At 62.1% G+C, this 21,454-nt stretch carries 21 protein-coding genes; 4 read left to right on the forward strand and 17 right to left on the reverse strand.

The genetic code is table 11. The features are described from left to right. The 6 genes from U3648_RS09990 to U3648_RS10015 all read right to left on the reverse strand — a co-directional run bounded on the left by U3648_RS09990 (position 1) and on the right by U3648_RS10015 (position 6,935). A complete protein-coding gene (locus tag U3648_RS09990) occupies positions 1-879 on the reverse strand; it encodes a carbohydrate ABC transporter permease (protein WP_420859087.1) in 879 nt (292 codons plus the stop codon). Between the two features lie 2 nt (positions 880-881). Next, the gene (locus U3648_RS09995; protein WP_420859088.1) at positions 882-1,952 is read right to left on the reverse strand and encodes a carbohydrate ABC transporter permease; all 1,071 of its coding nucleotides are present in this window, start codon (positions 1,950-1,952) and stop codon (positions 882-884) included. 72 nt (positions 1,953-2,024) lie between these two features. Then, positions 2,025-3,284, reverse strand: coding sequence for a sugar ABC transporter substrate-binding protein (locus U3648_RS10000; protein ID WP_420859089.1), 1,260 nt, complete (start codon positions 3,282-3,284; stop codon positions 2,025-2,027). Next, the gene (locus U3648_RS10005; protein WP_420859090.1) at positions 3,281-4,369 is read right to left on the reverse strand and encodes a LacI family DNA-binding transcriptional regulator; all 1,089 of its coding nucleotides are present in this window, start codon (positions 4,367-4,369) and stop codon (positions 3,281-3,283) included. The genes U3648_RS10000 and U3648_RS10005 overlap by 4 nt, the downstream gene beginning before the upstream one ends. Before the next feature lie 289 nt (positions 4,370-4,658). Further along, a complete protein-coding gene (locus tag U3648_RS10010) occupies positions 4,659-6,086 on the reverse strand; it encodes a sulfatase-like hydrolase/transferase (RefSeq protein ID WP_420859091.1) in 1,428 nt (475 codons plus the stop codon). Between the two features lie 477 nt (positions 6,087-6,563). After that, entirely contained in the window at positions 6,564-6,935 is a 372-nt protein-coding gene (locus U3648_RS10015; RefSeq protein WP_420859092.1) for a hypothetical protein, read from the reverse strand. Between the two features lie 79 nt (positions 6,936-7,014). On the opposite strand from U3648_RS10015, the gene U3648_RS10020 reads away from it, so the two are divergent. After that, positions 7,015-7,761, forward strand: a complete 747-nt coding sequence (locus U3648_RS10020) for an alpha/beta fold hydrolase (RefSeq protein ID WP_420859093.1) — start codon at positions 7,015-7,017, stop codon at positions 7,759-7,761. Between the two features lie 7 nt (positions 7,762-7,768). Here the strand turns inward: U3648_RS10020 and hemA are convergent, their stop codons facing one another. The 10 genes from hemA to U3648_RS10070 all read right to left on the reverse strand — a co-directional run bounded on the left by hemA (position 7,769) and on the right by U3648_RS10070 (position 15,827). Further along, complete coding sequence (gene hemA / locus U3648_RS10025; protein ID WP_420859094.1) at positions 7,769-8,992, reverse strand: 5-aminolevulinate synthase; 1,224 nt, start codon at positions 8,990-8,992, stop codon at positions 7,769-7,771. Positions 8,993-8,998: 6 nt separating this feature from the next. Then, entirely contained in the window at positions 8,999-9,433 is a 435-nt protein-coding gene (locus U3648_RS10030) for a DUF302 domain-containing protein (RefSeq protein WP_420859095.1), read from the reverse strand. Between the two features lie 84 nt (positions 9,434-9,517). Further along, the gene (locus tag U3648_RS10035) at positions 9,518-10,786 is read right to left on the reverse strand and encodes a c-type cytochrome (RefSeq protein ID WP_420859096.1); all 1,269 of its coding nucleotides are present in this window, start codon (positions 10,784-10,786) and stop codon (positions 9,518-9,520) included. Beyond that, positions 10,770-12,041: a sulfite dehydrogenase gene (gene soxC, locus U3648_RS10040; protein ID WP_420859097.1), complete on the reverse strand. Its 1,272-nt coding sequence runs from the start codon at positions 12,039-12,041 to the stop codon at positions 10,770-10,772. Before soxC ends, U3648_RS10035 begins: the two co-directional genes overlap by 17 nt. Before the next feature lie 130 nt (positions 12,042-12,171). Beyond that, positions 12,172-13,029 carry a sulfur oxidation c-type cytochrome SoxA gene (soxA, locus tag U3648_RS10045; RefSeq protein ID WP_425474824.1) on the reverse strand — a complete coding sequence of 286 codons (858 nt, stop codon included), beginning with the start codon at positions 13,027-13,029 and terminating at the stop codon, positions 12,172-12,174. Positions 13,030-13,056: 27 nt separating this feature from the next. Next, the gene (soxZ, locus tag U3648_RS10050) at positions 13,057-13,386 is read right to left on the reverse strand and encodes a thiosulfate oxidation carrier complex protein SoxZ (protein ID WP_420859098.1); all 330 of its coding nucleotides are present in this window, start codon (positions 13,384-13,386) and stop codon (positions 13,057-13,059) included. A 23-nt stretch (positions 13,387-13,409) separates the two neighbouring features. Next, positions 13,410-13,826, reverse strand: coding sequence for a thiosulfate oxidation carrier protein SoxY (gene soxY, locus U3648_RS10055; RefSeq protein WP_420859099.1), 417 nt, complete (start codon positions 13,824-13,826; stop codon positions 13,410-13,412). Between the two features lie 30 nt (positions 13,827-13,856). Beyond that, a complete protein-coding gene (soxX, locus tag U3648_RS10060) occupies positions 13,857-14,330 on the reverse strand; it encodes a sulfur oxidation c-type cytochrome SoxX (protein WP_420859100.1) in 474 nt (157 codons plus the stop codon). A gap of 136 nt (positions 14,331-14,466) precedes the next feature. Then, the gene (locus U3648_RS10065; protein WP_420859101.1) at positions 14,467-15,054 is read right to left on the reverse strand and encodes a thioredoxin family protein; all 588 of its coding nucleotides are present in this window, start codon (positions 15,052-15,054) and stop codon (positions 14,467-14,469) included. 38 nt (positions 15,055-15,092) lie between these two features. Continuing rightward, positions 15,093-15,827, reverse strand: a complete 735-nt coding sequence (locus tag U3648_RS10070; protein ID WP_420859102.1) for a cytochrome c biogenesis CcdA family protein — start codon at positions 15,825-15,827, stop codon at positions 15,093-15,095. Positions 15,828-15,920: 93 nt separating this feature from the next. Here U3648_RS10070 and U3648_RS10075 point away from each other — a divergent pair, with 93 nt between their 5' ends. From U3648_RS10075 to U3648_RS10085, 3 genes are all read left to right on the forward strand, one after another. After that, the gene (locus U3648_RS10075; protein WP_420859103.1) at positions 15,921-16,313 is read left to right on the forward strand and encodes a hypothetical protein; all 393 of its coding nucleotides are present in this window, start codon (positions 15,921-15,923) and stop codon (positions 16,311-16,313) included. Positions 16,314-16,423: 110 nt separating this feature from the next. Further along, the gene (locus U3648_RS10080) at positions 16,424-16,759 is read left to right on the forward strand and encodes an ArsR/SmtB family transcription factor (RefSeq protein WP_129685468.1); all 336 of its coding nucleotides are present in this window, start codon (positions 16,424-16,426) and stop codon (positions 16,757-16,759) included. A gap of 45 nt (positions 16,760-16,804) precedes the next feature. Continuing rightward, the gene (locus U3648_RS10085; protein ID WP_420859104.1) at positions 16,805-17,860 is read left to right on the forward strand and encodes a YeeE/YedE family protein; all 1,056 of its coding nucleotides are present in this window, start codon (positions 16,805-16,807) and stop codon (positions 17,858-17,860) included. 178 nt (positions 17,861-18,038) lie between these two features. Here the strand turns inward: U3648_RS10085 and U3648_RS10090 are convergent, their stop codons facing one another. Then, positions 18,039-21,452 (reverse strand): efflux RND transporter permease subunit, encoded by a 3,414-nt coding sequence (locus U3648_RS10090; RefSeq protein WP_420859105.1) that lies wholly within the window; start codon positions 21,450-21,452, stop codon positions 18,039-18,041. Positions 21,453-21,454 lie beyond the last annotated feature (2 nt).

Here is a 21,454-nt window from a genome sequence, read left to right on the forward strand (position 1 = left end):
TTATCCTTTGACGCCGGTGGATGCGATCGAGGCAATGAATGCCTTTTGAAGCACCAGATAGAAGGCCAGTACGGGCACGGTGATCAGGGTCAGATAGGCCATGACCTCGCCCCAGGCGATGTTGAGTTGGAAGAAGTATTGCAAGCCGACCATGACGGGGCGGTAGCTTTCCTCTTGCACCACGATCAGGGGCCAGAGGTATTGGTTATACATGACCAGGAACTTGAGGATCGCAGCCGTGGCCAGCACCGGGCCGGACAGGGGCATGACGACCTTGACATAGATCTGCCACCAGCTTGCCCCCTCGACCCGGGATGCCTCGATCAGCTCGCGCGGCAGATCTTTGAAATACTGCACGAAAAGGAAGATCGTCAGGCCATCCGCAATCCACGGAATGATCTGCACCCGATAGGAATTGAGCCACCCCCATTCCAGCCCCTCCCCGCCGATCCACGGCAGTTTCGAGACAAGCAGAAGCAGCGGAATCGCGATGGTTTCGAACGGAACGATCAACGTGGCGATGATGATCGACAGGGCAATGTTGCGGCCTGTCCAATTCAGAAAGACAAACGAAAACGCGGCGAGCGAGCAGAAGAACAGGCACAACAGGACCGTCAGCCCCGTCACCAAAACCGAGTTGAAGACAAAGGTCGCGACGGGCGCGCGATCAAAGGCCGCAGTATAGTTGTTCATGCTCAGGTCGCCCACCGGCAGGAACGCCCGGAAGCTGCCCGTATCCCGTAGCAATTGCAGGTCCGGCTTAAAGCTGGACATCACCATGAAGACCAGCGGGAAGATGAAGATAATTGCGATCAGCGTCAGCACTGCATAGCGGGTCGCCAGCCGCAGGCCGTGGTTAGAGGGATCAATGGCAGCCATGTCTATTTCTCCCGCGTTAGGTAGCGTTGGATCATGCTGATGGTCAGGACCATCAGGAAGAGGACCACACTGATGGTCGCCCCACCCGAGATATCCTGCTTGCCATAGCCGCGCTCGACCGCCTGGAAGACAAGCGTCGTGGTGCTGTCCAGCGGCCCGCCGTTGGTCATCACGTCGATCTGGGCAAAGAGGGCGAAGGCCTGCATCGTGATCACGATCAGCACAAGAATGGCGGTATTGCGCAGGCCGGGCCAGGTCACATAGCGGAAGGTTTGCCACTTGCTGGCCCCTTCGATCGACGCTGCTTCGTAGAGTGTCGGCGAAATGGTCTGAAGCCCGGCCAGCCAGATCACCATGTGAAATCCGACCGCCTGCCAGATCGACATGCCGATGATGGACCCAAGTGCCGTGTTTGGATTGCCAAGCCAATCCCGCCCTTCGAACATTCCAAAGCTGAGGGCGGAGAGGATGTTGTTCAACAGCCCGTCGTTGCCGTCATAGATGAAGCGCCACAGAAGCGAGACAACGACGATCGAGACCACCACCGGCATGAAATAGATCGCCCGGTAGATGTTGATGCCGCGCAGTCTTTGGTTGATCAGCAGGGCAAGGCAGAGCGCCAGCCCACCCTGCACCGGTGCGACGATCAGGACGAACATCAGCGTGTTGGTCAGCGATTTCCAAAAGACAACGTCCGTTGCGACGACCACCTTGGCGGTATCGCCGGAATACCAGCGGAACCACTCGCGCATCCCTTCGTAGCCTGCAAAATTTGGGTTGTTGCGGGTGAAGGTGCGGACGCGCGGATAGACCAGATCGCCATTGTCATCCCGAAGGAGATTGCCGTTGTCATCCTGTTCGGGGTCAATATCGATGACCCCGATGCTCAGCAGGCGCTCGTAATTGGACAGGCCGACGAATTCCGTCGGGTTGGGTGAAATCAGGCGTTGATTGGTCAGCGACAGCCAAAAGGCAAAGAAGAATGGCACCACGATAAACAACGTGATGAGGCCGAAACCGGGAAACGCAAACAACCACCCGGACCGGTTTGATGTCGTGAGTTTCGATGCCATCGTTCGTGACCTTTTCGCGGGGGAAGTGCCGGAGGCGCGACGATGCGCGCCCCCGGCGGGAGGTAGGCGGGACTAGTGGCCGTAGCCGTTGTTCGCCGCAATATCAGCGTTGATCTCATCAACCGCCGCATCCAGTGTGTCAGCAACGTCGGCGCCATTCGCGATGTCGGCCAGAGCCTTCTCGAAAACTTTCGCCTGAACGACGTAGCCGGGGGTCACGGGGCGAACCAGCGCCTGAGCTTCAGTCAGCCCGAAGAAGACTGCCATCGGGCCGCCGTCTGCGTAGTTCTCGGTCATCTGGGCCGCGCTTGCGGTGGCCGGGATCAGGCCGATGCCGTTGGAGAAGTCAGCCAGATACTGGTCCTGAAGCGCGAACTGGATGAAGGCGGCTGCCCCATCGGGATGCTCGGACGTGGCGGAAACCCCGAACTGCCAGCTGGCGGCACCGATGGTCGACCCGTTGCCAAAGTTCGGCGCCGGCAGGAAGAGCGTGTCGTCATGCGCATTGAGCGCACCCAGAGCAGCCCAGTTGCCGTTCCACGAGAAGGCATACTTGCCGTCGATGAAACCGCTGTCACGGTCGGCGGGGTCCTGGCTGGTGCCCGGCGCATAGCCGTTCGCAAACAGACCCTGCCACCACTCGCCAAAGGCCATGGCCGCATCACCATTCAGCGCGCCTTCGGCGGTCTGATAGGTCGACCGGTCTACGATGTCGCCACCGAAGGACTGAAGGAAGGGCGAGAAGGCATAGGGATACCATTCGCCGGTCCAAGCCATGCCCAGATCAAGCGGGTAGTCAAAATCGCCCGAAGCCTTGGCGGCATCAAGCGCGGCCATGAATTCTTCGAGGTTCCACGGCTCTTCCAGCGTCGGGGTCCGCAGGCCAAGCGCGTCGAGCGTCGACTGACGGGTCACCAGCGCAACTGCCGCGTCCCAAAGGCCGATGGAGTACAGTTCCCCATCCCAATAGCCCTTCGGGCCGGGCAGGAAGTTTTCGATGACGCTTTCGTCGATCGGCAGCGGCTGCATGTAGCCGGCCCAGGCCCAGTTGGGCATGACGGGGCCATCGACGTCGAGGATATCGGGCAGGTTCCCGGCAAGTGCGGCGGCAACGACGGAGTCGTTGTATGCGCCCTGCGGGAAGGATTCCAGCGACACGACCCAGTCGGACTGGCTGGCGTTAAAGTCGGAAACGATCTGATTGATGATGTTGCTTTCGACCTCGTTCCCTGCCCCGTGATACCACATGGTCAGTTCGGTCTGGGCCGCCGCGGCGCTGCTGAGGCAGGCGCCGAAGACCAGAGCGGTCGTTAGTTTCAGTGTCGATTTCATGTCGATTTCCTCCCGACTGTTGAAAGCTTGGTGATGGGTTTTGGTAGTTCCCTGACAGATCCCCCGGGGGTGACCGGGCCACTGACCAGGATTGGTTTCGCCGGCGCCGCCTCGCCATCCAGAAGCTTCAGCAGAAGCTGGGTGGCGCGAATGCCAATCGCCGCGTAGGGCAGCTCGGCCGAGGTCAGCGTCGGGTAGAGCGTTTCGGTGATCAGCCGGTAATTGTCATAGCCCGCAACGCTGATATCCCCCGGCAGGTCCAACCCGCGTGACCGCAGGATGCCATAGGCCCGCATTGCCATGCGGTCATTGCCGAAACAAATCACCGTCGGCGGTTCGGACAGGGTCAGGACACGGTCGATGGCGTCCCAAAGAAGCTGCACGGCCGTTTCTCGATCCGGAGATTCGATTTCCGCGGTCACCACGAGTTCCGGATCAAAGCCAATCCCCGCCTCGGTCAGCGCGTCACGGTAGCCCGCGGTGCGTTCGCGGGTGGCGTCCATATTGGGACTGAGCGACAGATAGGCGATCCGCCGGTGCCCCTTGGCGATCAACGACCGGACAAGCGCATATTGGCCCTGCCTGTCGTGCGGAAGAACCGACGGGGTGCCGCGGTCGTCGTAGCAATTCGCGAGAACCAGTTTGATATCAGAGCCGATGCGCGGCAGGCTGACCTGTTGGTGATGATCCGCCACATAGATGATGCCTTCGACCCGGTGTTCTTCGAAGGTGCGGATCAGATCGGGCACGCGCTCTGTCTTGCCGCCGGTGTCGGCGATCAGAAGGGTCTTGCCGCTGGGTTCAATCGCTTTCTGAATGCCCTGAACGATGAAAAGGTCCGGCAGGCCACTGGTGTCGACCACGTTGGCATTCATCGAGATGGCGCCGGTGATCAAGCCGATGAGCCCGGATTTATTGGACCGCATGGTGCGCGCGGCAGAACTGGGGACATAGCCAAGCTGGCTGATGGCCTGCTGCACCCGATCCAGCGTTTCCTTCTTCACGGGCGCGTCGCCATTCAGGACGCGGCTGACCGTTTTCGGCGAAACGCCCGCGGCCTTCGCAACATCATAGATGGTCGCCATGTCCAGTGCCCTCCCCCTGCCAGAACCGATGACATCGGTGTCATGACATCGGTGCCATAGCCGAGTCGCCGCAAATGAGTCAATCTTTTGATGCCGACCCCCAGGCACGGACGACCCAACTGCGGTAGACCGTTCGAGGTTTGCGGCGCCTCAAACGTTCAAATACCTTGGATCGCGTTGAAAAAGGGAGGGCCGCCCTCAGACAACCCTTTTGGCCCTACATTCGTTGGACGTGGCTATTCGTGTCAGCCGGTCGGCCTGCGTGGCGCCGCCGGTCGGGCGCCCCCTTTTATTTCCGGACGTATTGCCGGGCGGCGTCCTGATCGACCACGTAGTCCCACGCCGTTCCGTTTGCCGCCATCGCAGCATTGACGACCTGTTTCTGCGCCAGTCGGTCCCAGACATCGCGCCCGATGGCCTCAAGGTCGAAACCGTCGGTAATGACCGACAGTAGCGCCGCCTCGATCTCGGCAACCGATGGGTCCCCGGCCCGGTTGTCCCATTCACCGGGATCGGTTTCGAGATTGAACAATTGTGGCGCGGACCCGTGGCAGTAGATCATTTTCCAGGCGCCCTGACGGACCATGAAACTGGGCCGCATGATGCCTTCGCCGTGGTATTCGGAAATGACCGGAACGTCGGGTAGCGGCGCACCCCGCAGGGCAGGCAAGAGCGAGCGACCCTCCATCGGGCGCGCCAGCGTTTGACCCGCCATGTCGACGAGTGTGGCGGGCAGGTCCAATAGGGACACGGGCGTGTCGATGCTGGCCGGGGCATTGCCGGGGATGTCGATGATCAACGGGATACGCGCCGACCATTCGTAAAGGCTGCGTTTCTGAATCAGTCCCTTTTCACCCAGCATCTCGCCGTGATCAGAGGTGAAGATCACGACCGTATTGTCCCGCAGCCCCTGTTCATCGAGAACCTCCAGCAGCTCGCCCAGCTTGTCATCGACATAGTGGGTAAGCGCCGCGAACCCCCGACGCATGGCGATCAGGTCTTCGGAGTTGCGGATGCTTTTGCGGTCGAGTCCGTACCAGCGGATGAAGGCCCGATCGAATTCGGAATAATTTTCATCCATGTCATCGGGATACTGCGGCAGCGGCAGATCGGCGTCTTTGTACATCTCCCAATACTTGCGCGGCACAATGTAGGGCGGGTGCGGGTTGGTGTAGCTGACCGTCAGCATGAACGGCCCATCCGGCGCATGGCGGAGGTATTCCAGCGCGCGGAAATGCGTCTCCTCGTCATACTGTAGCTCAAGGCTCCAACCGGGGCCGATGTTCCGGGCCTGATATTGCGGCGCAAAATCAAAGGCCATCGCCTCGGGGTCGTTGGGATCGAGCAAGGGGTAGGACCAGATAAAGCCCGAAGGGTAGATGTCGGTGTTCAGACGCCGCTTGAACCCGTGCAACTGATCGGCTCCGACGAAATGCATTTTGCCGGACAGGATCGTCTCATAGCCCGCGTTGGTCAGGTAGTGGGCGAAAGTCGGGATGAAGCTGTGATAGGGGTCGCCATTGTCATAGCAGCCGGTGGTCGACGTATAGAGGCCGGTCATCAGGCAGGACCGGGCGGGCACGCAGATCGGGCTGGGCGTATAGGCGTTCGTGAACTGGACACCACGCGCGGCCAAGGCCGCCAAGTTCCGGGTCCGCGCGATGGGATAGCCGCAGGCCTCCAGCATGAAGGGCGTCATCTGGTCGGCAATGACCAACAGGATGTTCGGGGTTTACATCATGCGTCGGTTTCCATTTCATGTGGCGCCGGGCGCGACTAGTCCGCCCTGCCGAAAGATCAGGCCCAGCCCATTTTGCATTGGTGATGGTCGAAGGTCAGGTGTCGTTCTGACCCAACCAACCCTCGTTTCGTGTAGCGGTCAAGAGTCGGCCGATCGGACTGAATGGTGACGTCCACATCCTGAATCAACCGTTCGATCCCGGCCATGACCTCGCGATTTGGCCAGATCCAGACCGTCGAAGATATTGATGCACTCCGCAACGGACTCTTGCAGCATGTCGGTCTTGTCCAAGTCGATCGCCACGAGCAGGCCTGCGCCGCGTTTGACGTAGCATTCGACGCCGCGAAAATCATGTCCCACATCCGAAAGGGCACGCGAGGGGCCATTTGGCCTTTGTGCGGCCTCTGGCCCGCAAGGCGCGGGGCAATCCCCGCTTTGATGTGTGTGCCGTCCCTAGACCAGCCCGCGGGCCCAGAGCGCCCAGATGACCCCGCCCCCGGCCACGAGAACCACCAGTCCGACGAAGGCTGCCCAGTTCAGCAGGGCATCGCGCCGCCGTTGGGACGGGTCGATCTGGCGCAGGTGATCGACAACCACGCGCCGCGCCCGCGCCACATGGTCCATGTCCACCATCCGCGCCAGTTTCGGGTTCCCGATCAACTGGCTGGACTGTTCAAGAAAGGTCGCTTCACGCCGGACCGCGCGCGGCAGAAGCCGCCGGGCCTTGCGCAGCTGCACTTCGAGCGTCTTGCCGCGCACGCGCAACCGTTCGGCCAAGAGGCCGCGGATTTCATCCACTACCGGGTCAAGCGCATTCGGGTCCATGGGCCAGCCATAACCATGAGTCGGCCCTCCCGCTCAATCCCGCTGGCATCCCCGGCCCAAGGCCGCTAATCGTTGTGCCATGTTGAACACGATCCGGCATGGCGCCCCGACCGAAAAACCTACCCTGCTGATCGCCCACGGGCTGTTTGGATCGGCCCGGAATTGGGGTGTGATCTCAAAACGGCTGTCCGATGAACGCGAGGTCGTGGCGGTTGATATGCGCAACCACGGGCAAAGCCCCCGGATGGCGACCCATTCCTACCCCGAGTTGGGCGACGACCTTGCGCATGTGATCGACGGTCGCTGGGACGTTTTGGGGCATTCGATGGGCGGCAAGGCGGCGATGCTGCTGGCCCTGACCCACCCGGAAAAGGTGGGCAAGCTGGTGGTGGCCGATATTGCGCCGGTCCCCTATCAGCATACCCAGACGCACAACATCGACGCCATGCGCGCCGTGGACCTGTCCCGCGTCGGCAGCCGTGCCGATGCCCTTGGCCAGCTGGAAGGGCTGGAACCGGGACTGGCCGAATTCTTTCTGCAATCTCTGGATCTGAAGGAAGGGCGCTGGCGCCTGAACCTTGACGTGCTTGAGGCCGAGATGGCCAAGATCGTCGGGTTTCCCGACATCGACCTGCCGCCATTCGAAGGCGATACCCTGTTCCTGTCAGGGGCAAATTCGGACTACGTGCGGCGGGAATACCGGGACCGGATCAAGGAATTGTTCCCCAACGCCCGCTTTGCCAAGCTGCCCGATGCGGGTCATTGGCTCCACGCCGAAAAACCGCGCGAATTCGAAGCCGCGGTGCGGACCTTCCTGAATATGTAATCCCGCGCTACTGCGCCGCCATCGGCATCCGCGCCAGCTGGCACTGGGTCCATAGTTCGCACAGGGCGCCAACCAGATGATCGATATCGGCCTGCGTGTGCACCGGCGACGGGGTGATCCGCAGCCGCTCGGTTCCCTTGGGCACGGTCGGGTAGTTGATCGGCTGGATGTAGATGCCAAAGCGGTCCATCAGCACATCCGACAGGTATTTGCACTTCACCGGATCGCCAACCATCACCGGGATGATGTGGCTGGGGTTCGGGATATGCGGGATGCCGATCTCGTCCAGTCGGGCGCGCAAATGGGTCACGCGGTCCTGCTGGGTCTCGCGTTCCGTGCGGCTGTCCTTCAGATGCCGGATCGAGGCACAGGCCCCGGCGGCCACGGCGGGCGGCAGCGCGGTGGTAAAGATGAACCCGCTAGCGAAGGAGCGGATGAAATCACAAAGGTCGGCAGAGGCCGCGATATAGCCGCCGACCACGCCAAATGCCTTGCCCAGCGTGCCTTCGATGATCGTGACGCGGTCCATCAGCCCTTCGCGTTCGGCGATACCGCCGCCGCGCGGGCCATACATGCCAACGGCGTGCACCTCGTCCAGATAGGTCATGGCGTTGTATTTGTCGGCCAGATCGCAAATCTCGCGGATCGGGGCAATGTCGCCATCCATCGAATAGACGGATTCAAAGGCGATCATCTTGGGCTGCTCGGCGGGCAGGCTGGCAAGGTGCCGTTCAAGGTCGTCCAGGTCATTGTGTTTCCAGATGATCCGCTGCGCCTTGGAATGGCGGATGCCTTCGATCATCGAGGCATGGTTCAGCGCATCCGACAGGATCACCAGACCCGGGATTTTTGCCCCCAGCGTGCCCAGCGTCGCCCAGTTCGACACATAGCCCGAGGTGAACAGCAGCGCCGCTTCCTTGCCGTGGAGATCGGCCAGTTCCCGTTCCAGAAGCACGTGGTGATGGGTGGTTCCGGAAATATTCCGGGTACCGCCAGCGCCCGCGCCCACGGTATCCAGCGCCTCATGCATGGCGGACAGCACTGCCGGGTGCTGCCCCATGCCAAGGTAGTCGTTGGAACACCAGATCGTCACCGGCCGGACCGCCCCGTCCTTGTGGTTGACCGCCTTCGGAAAGGCCCCGCGTTCCCGTTCAAGATCGGCGAAGACGCGGTAGTTGCCTTCATCCTTCAGCCGGGTCAGCGCCGACCGGAAAAAATTCTGGTAGTCCATCAGTCTTTAGTTCCCCACTGCGTCCTGAACGATACCGTCCAGCAGGGTCTGGATGGTCTGCATGTCACCTTCGGGCATGTCGCGGAAGCCCATGGTTACGGCCCCATCCCGTTCGAACACGAAGATCGAATAGGGGCAGTGCATGATGTTCATGAAATCCGCCTCCATGACTTCACGCGACAACTGGGCCGAACAGAATTGATACACATCGGCGTTGTCGTACAGAACGACGTCCGACCCGACGTCTTCGCCGGTGCGGGCCAGCATGTCGCCGGTGTGGCTGACCCAGTCGATAACCAGCCCCCGTTCGATGATCGCGTTTTCCAGTGCAAAGCTGGCGTCATCAAAGCTGCCATCGAAGGTGTAGGTCGTGGCCGTGTCGGCAAGGGCCGGTGCGGCAAGGGCGAGGGAAACAACTGCGGCAGATGCAAAAGTCTTCATGGTTGGGATCCTCCCTTTGTCATCCTGCGATTATGTCAAGGCAACGGGGCGCCGCCTTGACATGGATCATGCTATCCGCGCCGATTACATCCCGCCTTCCGACTGGATGTAGGCCAGCACTGCGTCGATGTCGGCCTGATCGCGCAGACCGGCAAAGGACATCTTGGTGCCGGGGCGGGCCTGACGCGGGTTGGTCAGGAATTCGGCCAGCGATTCCGCTGTCCAAACCTCGCCCGCTGCAGCGGCCTCGGCGAACCCGTTCGAGTAGTTGAACCCGTCCACGCCGCCGACAACCCGCCCCATAAGGTTGTTAAGCTCGGGACCAACCCGGTTGGTCGCACCCTCGCCAACCTGGTGGCAGGCCTGACACTTGCGGAAGACGCCCGCGCCTTCCTCGACCAGCGCCGGATCAAGGGCTGCGGTTTCTTCGGCGGGTTCGGCGGCGGGTGCGGCCTCTTCGGTGGCAGCCTCTTCAACCACGGCCTCCTCGGCGGCGGGGACTTCAGCGGCGGCTTGGGTCGCATCGCTTTCGACGACGCCGGATTCCTCGGGCGTAACGTCAAGCACGGTTGCGCGCATGGTGATCTCTACTGTCTCCTTACAGTTCTCCATGCAGATTTCCGGGCGAACGAAGACTGGGAATTCGGTCTCAAGCCGGTCATCCATGAAGAACCCGCCCTCGTTCGGCAGGCGCACTTCGGTGAAGTTTTCGTGCGACAGCTCGAAGTCGTCTTCGACAAGGTTATTCACATACAGAAGATAAGCGGTGATCGCATAGGTTTCATCCGCTGACAGGCTTTCCGCCTCGCCAAAGGGCATCGCCCGGTGGACATAGTCAAAGACCGTCGACAGATAGGGCCAATACGACCCGATGGTCTTGACCGGGTCTTCGTTTTCCAGCGTGTCCCAGCCCCCGGCCAGAACCGGCCAGCGGCCCACGGCTTCGCCAAAGTCGCCGTGGCACATGGAGCATTTTTCGACAAAAACCTCCTCGCCGGTCCAGACATCGCCAGAGCCTTCGGGCAGGCCGACGCCATCGGGGCGCACGTCAAAGTCCCATGCGGCCACTTCTTCCGGCAGCGCCTCGCGGCCCAGACCATAGCCGCCTTCACGCGACGGGGCGGCGGGTTCGACGATGGCGGCGGCCAATTCAACCGGGGCCTCCATCGGCGCCTCGGCGGTTGCGGTTTCTTCGGCGGGGGCCTCCTGCGCCTGTGCCGGCTGTACCGCGATCACGGTGCGCAGCGGCGCGGGAATGTCGACGACGAACTGGTCGGCCATCACATAGGCAAGCGTCAGGATCGAGGCAGCGCCGGCCCCGGCGGGGGCGAAGATCTTAAGAAATTTCGACATTTTCGGCGATCCCTTGTTCGTTCACGTACCAGGTCTGGATACCGTTGTTGTGGTAGATCGAATTTTCGCCCCGGATGGCGCGCAACTCGTTCTTGGTGGGCTGGACATAGCCGGTGCTGTCATGCGCGCGGCTTTGCAGCAGCAGCGGTGTCCCGTCCCAATCGAATTCAAAGTAGAAACGGTGCATCGACTTGTTCAGCGAGGGACCGGACATGCGGGCCTGATGCCAGTTCTTGCCGCCGTCGATGGTCACGTCCACGCGCGGGATTGTGCCACGGCCGGACCACGCCACGCCGGTCAGGACGGTCGGCCCGGGGCCATGGGTAATCGGGGCCTGCGGGCTGGGGTTGGTGATGACCGATTTGGCATCCATTTCCCAGGTGAACCGACGGGCCGTCCCGTTTTCCAGCAGGTCGGTGTATTTCGAGGTCTCTTCGCGGGCGTGCCACGGCTGGTCGCCGACTTCGATACGGCGCAGCCATTTGACCCACATGTTGCCCTCCCAGCCGGGAACGACCAGACGGACCGGGTAGCCTTGTTCGGGGCGCAGCGCCTCGCCGTTCATCTTGAAGGCGATCAGGCAGTCGTCCATAGCCTTTTCGATCGGGATCGACCGGTTCATGCCCGCCGCATCCGCGCCTTCGACCATGATCCACTTGCCGTTGGTCTTGACTCCGGCCTCTTCCAGCAACAGGCGCAGCGGGATGCCGGTATACATGACGTTGTGGATCATGCCGTGGGTGAACTGGCAGCCGTTCAGCTGCGCGCCGGCCCATTCCATGCCCGAGTTGGCGGCGCATTCGAGGAAATAGACGTGGTTTTCGCGCGGGAACCGCTTCAGGTCATCCATGGTGAAGACCATCTGCTTGTCCACAAGCCCGTTGATCATCAGCCGGTGTTCGGCCGGGTCGACCTCGGCGATGCCGCCGTGGTGCCGCTCAAAGCACAGACCGTTGGGGGTGATGATCCCGTCCAGCTCGTGCAGCGGCGTGAAGTTGACAGAGGAGATCGGATCGGCGGTCAGCCAGGGTACGGAGCGGCGGATGACATGGGCCTCATGCTCGGACGGCATCCCGTAGGGATAGGCATCAACACCTTCGCCAAGGAAGGTTCGCCAGGGCTGCTGTTCCACGATGGCCGGGTCGGGCGCGCCCTGCCCCTTGGCAACCGTCGCAACGGCCCCTGCCCCGGCAGCCGCGGCCCCGGTCAGGAACGACCGGCGGGACGGCTTCATACCTTTGAAGATCTTGTCCATCTGTCTTCCCTCTTTGACATGATCGCCGCCCGTCGCCGGATCGGCCTGTCAGCGCAACGTATGCGCATAATTGAATGTTTTCAGATAAGGAAAGGCCCGCCCAACGCACGTCGGGCGGGCCAGACCGTGTTTACTGACGAACCGAGGGGCCTTCGACCGACAGGCCGTTGCCACGCGATGCGACATAGAGTTCAAGTGCCACGAATTCCGGGCTGCCAACCGCAAAGGTTTCTGCGCGGGTATCGCGGATACAACCACGGAAACGGTTGTGGGTCTGGACCAGCGCGGTGTTCTTCAACCGGTAGGTCGGGAACCCGTTGATCTGACCCTGGCTGAGGTGGTCCGCCCGGATATAGTTGCCGTAGTTCTGTTCGTGGCAGTTGGCGCAAGACAGTTCCAACTGGCCATACCGGGTGTAGTAGATTTCCCGGCCCTGTTCCCAAGCATCCGCGACCGGGCCGTCAATAGCCACGTTCACCGGCATCCCACGGGACTGAACAGAGATCAGCGCCTCCATGGCGGTCATGTCACCACCATCGTATTTATAGGCGTCGGCCCCCATCTGGTTGGTCCGGCAATCGTTGATCTGCATCGCAAGAGTGCGAACCTCGCCCGCGCCTTCATTCCACTTCGGATAGACTGCACGAACGCCGACCATGCTGTCCTCGACCGCACCGTGACAATCCGCACAGGATTTGCCCTCGGTGCCTTCGGCCGTGTTCCAGGTGGTCATGGCCGCTTCGACAGCCAGCATCGCCGGGTTGTCAAAATCGTCCATCTGCATTTCCTGGGTATCGTCGGACCGGAACCGCCAACCAGAGTAGATAGTCCGCAACGCCCCATCCAGATGGGCAGGCGCTGCGGTTTCGGTTACGATGTCGATCTCGCCATTGATGCTGAGGCTGTCGGCGTCCTGTGCAAGGGCGGTTTGCGCCCCCACGATCATGGCCGCCGCCGCGATTGCCCCCCGTAGCATTGTTTTTTTCATGTTGCTCCTCCCTGTGGTGGCCCGGCCTTAGCCGATCGCGATTTCCTTCGTATCGGTGTAGACCGACCCATCGTCGTCATACCAGGTGAAGGTGAAGGTCCCGGCTTCGGGCACCAACGACTGGAATTCGAAATAGGGGTTGGTCGAGATCGCGGGCTCCAGGGTCACGTCGATGACGTTCTGACCGTTGAAGTCGGCGGTGAAGCGGTTGATGATCGACCGGGGGATCGGGTTCCCGTCGCCGTCTTTCCGCTGGCCCGATTCCATCGTGTGCGAAATCAGGGTCTTGATAGTGATGGTCTCGCCTGCCGCCGCCGAGCGGGGAACGCGGACGCGGGGTGTAACGTTGTCTGCCATGTCTCTAACTCCCTCTTCTCAGCTCAGCCGCCGCAGCCGCCGATGGTGACTTTCACTTCGGCGCTTGTCCGGACAAAGCTGCCATCGGCCATTTTGGCGATAGCGACCACGTCCTGCGTGCCAGCCAGACGGATGCGGGTCGATGCCATCTGCGCCCCGGCCAGCGGGCCGAAGTTGAAGGTGGCGACCGGCGGGGTCGGGTTGCCAGCGGCCAGCACCATGATCGACACGGCGCCGGGGGCGCTGACCTCGATCGGAACGGTGTTGCCGTTCTCGGCGATTTCGGGCGCGGTCAGGGTGATGCCACCCTCGCCCACCTCTGCGCCACCGGTGAAGGCGGCAATGTTGTCTTCAACGGCAGCCGAGGCACGGAACGGCAGCATCGCCGCCGCGGTTGCGCTCATCGCCATCAGAAGCGTGTCTCTACGCGTAAAGGTCATGGTTTCTCCTCTTGCGAAACGTCTTGTCGCTTAGTCCTGAAGAGTCATCAGGTAGGCGACGACATCCTCGATCTGTTGTGCGGTCAAAAGCGGGGTGGTCGGGTCCGACCCGGCCTTGCCGGTAAAGGCGTCGCCGATACGGATGAACCCGGTCGACTTGTAGAAGCTCGGCATCACGCTGTCGGGGAAGGTGTTCTTCGCCCCGGCCACGATGCCGCGCAGCTGTGCCTCGTCCCAGCGGGACCCGGCGCCGTCCAGCGACGGGCCAACCTCGCCGTGGAACGGGTATTCTTCAAGGGCGGTCACCTGATGGCAGGCAATGCAATTGCCCAGACCGCGGCTGGTCATCACTTTTTCGCCTTCCGCCGGATCGCCCGCCACGCCGGTCAGCGATTCGGCGATCTCGCCATATTCGCCAAAGACGACATCCTCGGGGGCGGTTTCCGCCGTGACCATGCCCGCTGCGATAACCGCTGCGGCCGTAAATGGAATGATGCGCTTCATGGGCCCTCCCTGATCCTCCCTGTGTGCGTCATATCTTGCTTTTGGCATACCGTAGCGCACCGGGCTTCAGATTAGCAATCACAAATTCATTTATTTGAATATTGCTGCACTGCGGCGCACAGGCGTTTGGCCATGGTTACCCGTCAGACCCGTAGAGTCCACCACCTTCTGTCAGGATACGCGCATGATATTTCTGGAAATTCTCGTCCGTGTCATATCCGTGCTCCAGAACCCAGGTCAGCATGTTGAAGAACATCCCCTTTGACAGGGCACCGGGCACATAGGCCACGGCGACCCGGTTCGCGGGCAGCTCCTCGGTCACCTCTTCGGGGAAGAACAGAATCGTCGGGGTGAACATCAGGCCCCACTTCTGGACCGCCTCTTTCTCGGTCAGAACCTCGCCATCAAAGTCGGTGACTTCGACGTCACCGAACATGTTGATCTGGACGAAAAAGAACTCGTCGTTCAGCAGCGCGTCAATCTCGGGCGTGGGATACACCTCTTCATGCATCTTGGTGCAGTAGATGCAGCCGCGCTGTTCGATGATGATGGCAAGGCGCTTGCCCTCGGCATTGGCCTCGTCCAGATCCTCGCGCAAGTCGCGGAAGGTGTCATGCATCCAACCGGTCTTGTGCAGACCATCATCGCCCATCGTCGCCTCGGCCAGGACCGGCCCGGACAGGGCCACCGCGGCTACAGTCGCCAGGAATATCCGTCGAAACATCTTCTTCCTCCCTTCTATCCGGTTCGCCCCTGCTGACGTTAGCCAAGGGTGCGGAACACCGGGAACACCTCGATCAGCCAGTTGCTGATCACGTTGACGCTGTTGGTGGCGATCAGGATCGCGAAAACGATCAACAGGACCCCCATCACCTTTTCGACATAGCCCATCTTGGCCCTGTGGCGCGCCATGAACCCAAGAAAGGGCCGTGCAAACAGCGATGCGATGACAAACGGCAGGGTCATCCCTGCCCCGAAGACCGCCAAAAGAAGCGCGCCTTGCGTCAGATCGCCCATCCCTGAGGCCATCATCAGGATCGTGGACAACACCGGCCCGACGCAGGCCGTCCAACCAAACCCGAAAGCAAGGCCCATGACATAGGCCCCCAGAACCGTTGACGGGTCCGATTTGCTTTCCATCCGCGCCTCGCGCATCAGGAAGCCGATGCGGATGATGCCCAGAAAATGCAGGCCGAAGACAACGATGACAGCGGCCGCGACATAAGACAGCGGTTCTTTCCAGGCCGAAAACGCCTGCCCCAGCGCAGTTGCCCCCAGACCCAGCAGCATGAAGATGGTCGTCACGCCAAGGGCGAACATGACGGCAGAGACGAACAGACGCCGCTGCGCCCCCGGCGCGATGTCGCCGTCGCCACGCAACTCTGCCATGGATATCCCGGCCATGTAGGAAAAGTAGAACGGCACCATGGGCAGGATGCATGGGGTCAGAAAGGCTAAGAGCCCGGCGACGAAAGCCCCGATGAAGGTCACATCCATGATGCGGCTTGCCCCTTGAGAAATTCACATATTCAAATTATGATAAGTGAAATTGTCCGCGTCAATCGAACTTGGGGCCCCGCAATGCGAAATATGATCCGACTTCTTGGGATCGGTCTGGCGCTGGCCCTGTCGGCGGGCGCGGCATGGGCCGAGGTGCGTCTTGTCATGGCCGAACAGGTCGGCTGCGCCTATTGCGAGCGCTGGGATCACGAGATTGCAGAGATCTATCCCAAGACCAGCGAGGGACAGGCAGCCCCGCTCCTGCGCTATGACATTCATTCCGGAACGCCCGCCAGCTTCGAACTGGCCCGCCCGGTCAACTTTACCCCGACCTTCATTCTGGTGGTGGACGGGCAGGAAGTGAACCGGATCGAGGGCTACCCGGGCGAGGATTTCTTCTGGGGGCTTCTGGGGATGATGCTGGAGCGGGCAGACGTGCCCGTTGTTCCGGCCCAACCCGCAAGTGCAGAGGCCAACGGGTAACAGGCGGTCACAGATGCGCATGGATCGGAACAAAACGCTTCAATCCGGCGCAAAGCTGGGGCAAAAGCCCCGCCAACGTTCCGACCGCCGCACATTGGAGAGGATCTGACATGGGGATCCCGATCATTGATGACCGCATCTGCGAGGAAGACCTCGACAAGATGATGGAAAACGCCACCGAGGCGTCCAACTTCCTCAAGGCGATCAGCCATGAGGGGCGGCTGATGATCCTGTGCCATCTGGCAACGGGCGAAAAATCGGTGACCGAGTTGGAGGACCTGCTGTCGGCCCGTCAGGCCGCCGTGTCGCAGCAACTTGCCCGGCTGCGGCTGGAGGGGCTGGTGACGCCCCGTCGCGACGGCAAGGCGATCTACTACCGCTTGACCGACAATCGCCCCCGTCAAATAATCGACCTCGTCTACGATCTGTTCTGCGCGGCCGACTGACCATTCGGGTCCGGTGGCCGAGGGCAAGACCGCGGGGAGGACTTGATGCTCGACATGATTGGTGAAGGAAACGCCGCGGCCCTCGTGGGGCTGCTGGGCGGGATCATGCTTGGGCTGGCCGCACGGCTGGGGCGCTTCTGCACGCTGGGCGCCATCGAGGATTACTACTACGGCAACAACGACCTGCGGCTGCGAATGTGGGGCGTTGCCATAGGCGTCGCGGTTCTGGGCAGTTTTGGCCTTATGGGCGCGGGGCTTCTGGACGCGGGCGACACCATCTACCTTGGCTTTGCCTTCGCGCCGATCGGGTCCATCGTGGGCGGGTTGATGTTCGGCTATGGCATGGCGCTGGCAGGGAACTGCGGCTATGGCGCGCTGGCCCGGCTGGGCGGCGGCGATCTGCGCAACTTCGTGATCGTTCTGGTCATGGGGATCAGCGCCTATGCCACGATTTCCGGCCCGCTGGCCTGGCTGCGGGTGCAACTGTTCGACCAATCTCCGACCACGGGCGACCTGCCGGGCATCGCCCATTCGCTGGGCGGCCTGACCGGCCTGTCGCCGGTACTGGTCGGTTGCGTAATCGGGGCGGCAATCCTTGTCTTTGCCGTGGCCCCGGCCCGGATGCGGGACAAGCCCTCCTATATCGGCTGGGGCGCGGTCGTCGGGGCGTCTGTCGTGATCAGCTGGGCCGGAACCCAGTGGATCGCCCGAAACGGCTTCGACGGGCTGCCGGTGGTGTCGCACACCTTTTCCGCCCCGCTGGGCGAGGCGATCTTCTGGACGATGACCGCCAGCGCGCAGCCACTGTCCTTTGGCATCGGGTCTGTCGCCGGGGTCTGGATCGGGGCCTTTGCCGGGTCGCTGATCAAAGGGCATTTCCGCTGGGAGGCCTGCGAAGACCCGCGCGAATTGCGCCGGCAGATCTTTGGCGGCGGGATCATGGGGGTCGGTGCGGTGATCGCCCTTGGGTGTTCCATCGGACAGGGGCTCTCGGCCTTTTCTGTGCTGGCCTGGTCGGCCCCGCTGACCCTAGCGGCAATCCTTGCCGGCGCGGCCATCGGGCTTCGGCACCTGATCGCTGGATTTGCCCCAGTGGATTAAGGATGGTGGGTCAAGACCCACCTTACCCGGGGGCGCTTCGCCCCCCACCAGATAACTCATGACCCCCAGAGGATATTTGGAACCCAAAGAAGAATGGACTCTCATTTTGCCCCAAATACTCCGGGGTGAATGGCCCAAAGGGCCAGAGGGGCAGCGCCCCTCAAACGTAAGGTGGGTTTTAACCCACCACCCCCTGCCGCCTGCGCAGACGCTGCTGGAGTGATACGGTCCCAAGGGTTCCCAGTAGGATCAGGAACATTCCCCCCGCCAACGCCAGGCCAAACAGACCTAGCGCCATACCGATCCCCTGCCCCGCCAATGGCAGCAGCGCCAGAACCCATCCCCAGCCGGACTGCCCCATCAGGTAGGGCAGGATCAGGGCCACCATGAGGGCCACCGAGAGAGTCACCGCCAAGAGCGCAGGCACCCGGATTGCCCCGCGCGGCGCCCGCAGGGCCCGTCGCGCCGCCTGCCGCAGCCGTTTCACATCCTCCTGACAGGCCAACAGCAACGGCACCACCAGCAACACGATCACCATGCCAAAGCCAAGACCATAGACCAGCGTCACGACCGTGGGTTTCAGAAACTCTGCCTGACTTGAGGGCTCGAACAACAGCGGCGCCAGCCCCAGAACCGTGGTCGCGGTTGTGAGGAACACGGCGCGCAGCCGGTCCGTTGTCCCGTCGACAATGGCCTGCACCATCCCTTTCGATCGGGCATATTCGTCAATCGTCGTGACCAGCACGATGCTGTCGTTGATGATGATCCCGACCATCCCCAGCAGGCCGACAACGGAAAACAGGCTCATCGGGATACCCCAGGCCCCATGTCCATAGATCGCTCCGACAAGGCCAAAGGGGATCACGGCCATGACCACTATGGGCCGGGTCCAGCTTGCGAAGATCCAGGCCAGTACCAGGTAGATCGCGGTCAGCACGATCACCAGAGAGGATTGCGCGTCGCCAAGGAAATCCCGTTCCTGCTGTCGCAGCCCGCCAGTCGCGCTTTCGACGCCAAAGCGGGTTTCCAGCGCGGGCAGGATGTCCTGTTCCAGCGCCTCTTGCACGGCCGCCGCCCGGTCAGCGTCGTCTTCGGAGATTGACCCGTTGACGGTGATCTGCAGGATGCCGTTTTCCCGCCGGATTGTTGAAAACCCGGTTTCGCGGGTCACGGTCACGATGTCCGCAACAGGCACATAGACCCCGCTGGGCGACCGGACCATGGCGCGTTCAAGGAAGTCGGCGGTGATCTCACCCTCGGGCAGTTCCACGCGGATGGTGGCGGATCGTGTCCCATCGGGGAAGGTCGCGGCCTCGATCCCGCCCAGCATGTTGCGCAGCGTCCGGCCAAGGTCTTCTATCCCAAAGCCCAGCGCCTGACCGCGCGGCGTCAGTTCCAGCACCAGCTCGGCCTTGTCATAGGCAAGGTTGTCTTCCAGCCCCGATACCTCGGGGAAGCGGGCAAGCTCCGTCTTGAGCGCCTCTGCCGCGGCCTTGAGCGTGTGGGTGTCAGAGCCGAAGAAACTGACCTCAATCCCGTCGCCCCCCGGGCCCGCACCCCAGCTGCGGAAGCTGACCGTTTCGGCCATCGGATGCTGGACGATTTCGTCCTGCAGCGCCGCAACAAAGGCCGAAGAGGTATAGGGCCGCTGGTCCGCGTCGATCAGGTCGATGGATATGGCCCCAAGTTGATAGCTTTCCTTGGTGTCCGCGCCCGACAGCGCCCGGCCGCTGTTGCCGCCGATCTGCGTCGTGACATAGGCCAGCGGGCTGGCCCCATGTTCCGCCTCGAACCGGGCGGCGACGACCTCTGCCGCGCGCTGCAATTCGATCATCATCGCGACGCTGTCGTCGCGGGTCGCGCCGGGCAGCATGGCGAAATTGCCCGTGACCTGCCCCTGTTCGGGGGCCGAGAAGAACCGCCATTGCACATCGCCCCGGATCAATTGCGACACCTGCAGCGCCAGCACCAGAAGGACCGCCGCCAGAACCGGATACCGCGCCCGGATCGCCAGCGTCAGGAAAGGCCGGAACAGGACCCGCCGGACCCAGCCAAACCCCCGGTTCACCAACCGCGACGGCAGGTCATACCATGCCGCCTTGCCCGCCCGAACGACCGAATGTGCAAGGTGATTGGGCAGGATGACGAAGCACTCCACAAGGCTCGCGGCCAAAACCGCGATCACCGTGAAGGGGATGTCGGAAATCAGGTCGCCGAACCGCCCACCCACGAGTGCCAGCCCATAGAAGGCAATGACCGTGGTCAGCGTGGCCGACAGGACCGGGCTGAACATCCGCGCGGCGGCGGATTCGGCGGCGACCTCGGGGCTTTCCCCCAGCCGGGCGCGATGGTCCGCGTGTTCCCCCACAACGATGGCATCGTCAACCACGATCCCCAGTGTGATAATCAGCGCGAACAGAGAAATCATGTTGAAGGTCAGGCCACCCAGATACATGAGCGATACCGCGGTCATCATCGCAACGGGAATCCCTAGCGCGACCCAAAGCGCCGTGCGGGCGTTCAGAAACAGGAACAGCAACGCCAGAACCAGCGCCAGACCCTGCGCCCCGTTTTCCAAAAGGATTCGCAGCCGGGCGGAGATTTGTTCGGCCCGCGCGCTGACCAGGTCGATCGTCACCCCTTCAGGCAGGTTGGCCTGCACCTCTGCCGCGACCTTTTCAACGCTGGCCTGAATGCCAATTGCATCGCCCTGCGCCGACCGGTCGACGCGGATTGAAATGGCCGGGTTGTCGCCCACGAAAATGGCGATGTCCCGGTCCGCCCCTTCCACCCGCACCTGCGCCACGTCCCCCACCGTCAGGGTGGACCCGTCGGGATTGGTGCGCAGAACGACACCTGCGATTTCATCGGCGGATTGCTTGGCCACGCCGGTGCGCAGGCGGGCATCTGCCGAAACATCCCCCGCCGGGCTTGCGCCGGATTCGGCGGCGATGGCAGCGGCGATCTGGGCCATGGTCACATCATGTTCCATAAGGGCCAGTATCGGCACCTCGACCACGGTCGAGGGCGCGGCATAGCCGCTGATCGAGGTCCGGTTGACGCCTTCGTTGAACAGCCGGGCGATCATCTCGTCGCCAAATCGCGCCAATTGATCCAGCCCCACAGGGCCGGTAATCACCACATCTGTCACCCGGTCGCGGAACCCGCCGGACCGTTGAACCGGGTCCTCGGCATCTTCTGGCAGGGTGGACAGCCCATCGAGAACGTCCTGAACGTCCTTTGTGGCCTGATCCATGTCGTAGCCCGGCTCGAAATCAAGGCTGACGCTGGCCCGCCCTTCGGTGGCGCGGGCAGACGAGGCCGAAACCCCTTCAACGGTCAGAAGCGCGGGCTCGAGGATCTGGATGATCGCGGCGTCCACATCGCTGGCCCCGGCCCCGTCCCACGCGACGCTGACGGAAATGCTGTCGGTCACCACATCGGGAAAAAACTGCGCCCGCATCTTGGGATAGGTCAGCATCCCCGCCGCGATCAGCAGGACCATCAACAGGTTGGCCGCCGTGCCATGACGCACGAAATAGCGGAAAATGCCGCCCGCCGTGCCACCGATGATTCCCGCCGGGCCGCGCATCG

The sequence above is a fragment of the Marivivens marinus genome (assembly GCF_035969385.1).
Taxonomy (GTDB): domain Bacteria; phylum Pseudomonadota; class Alphaproteobacteria; order Rhodobacterales; family Rhodobacteraceae; genus SELP01.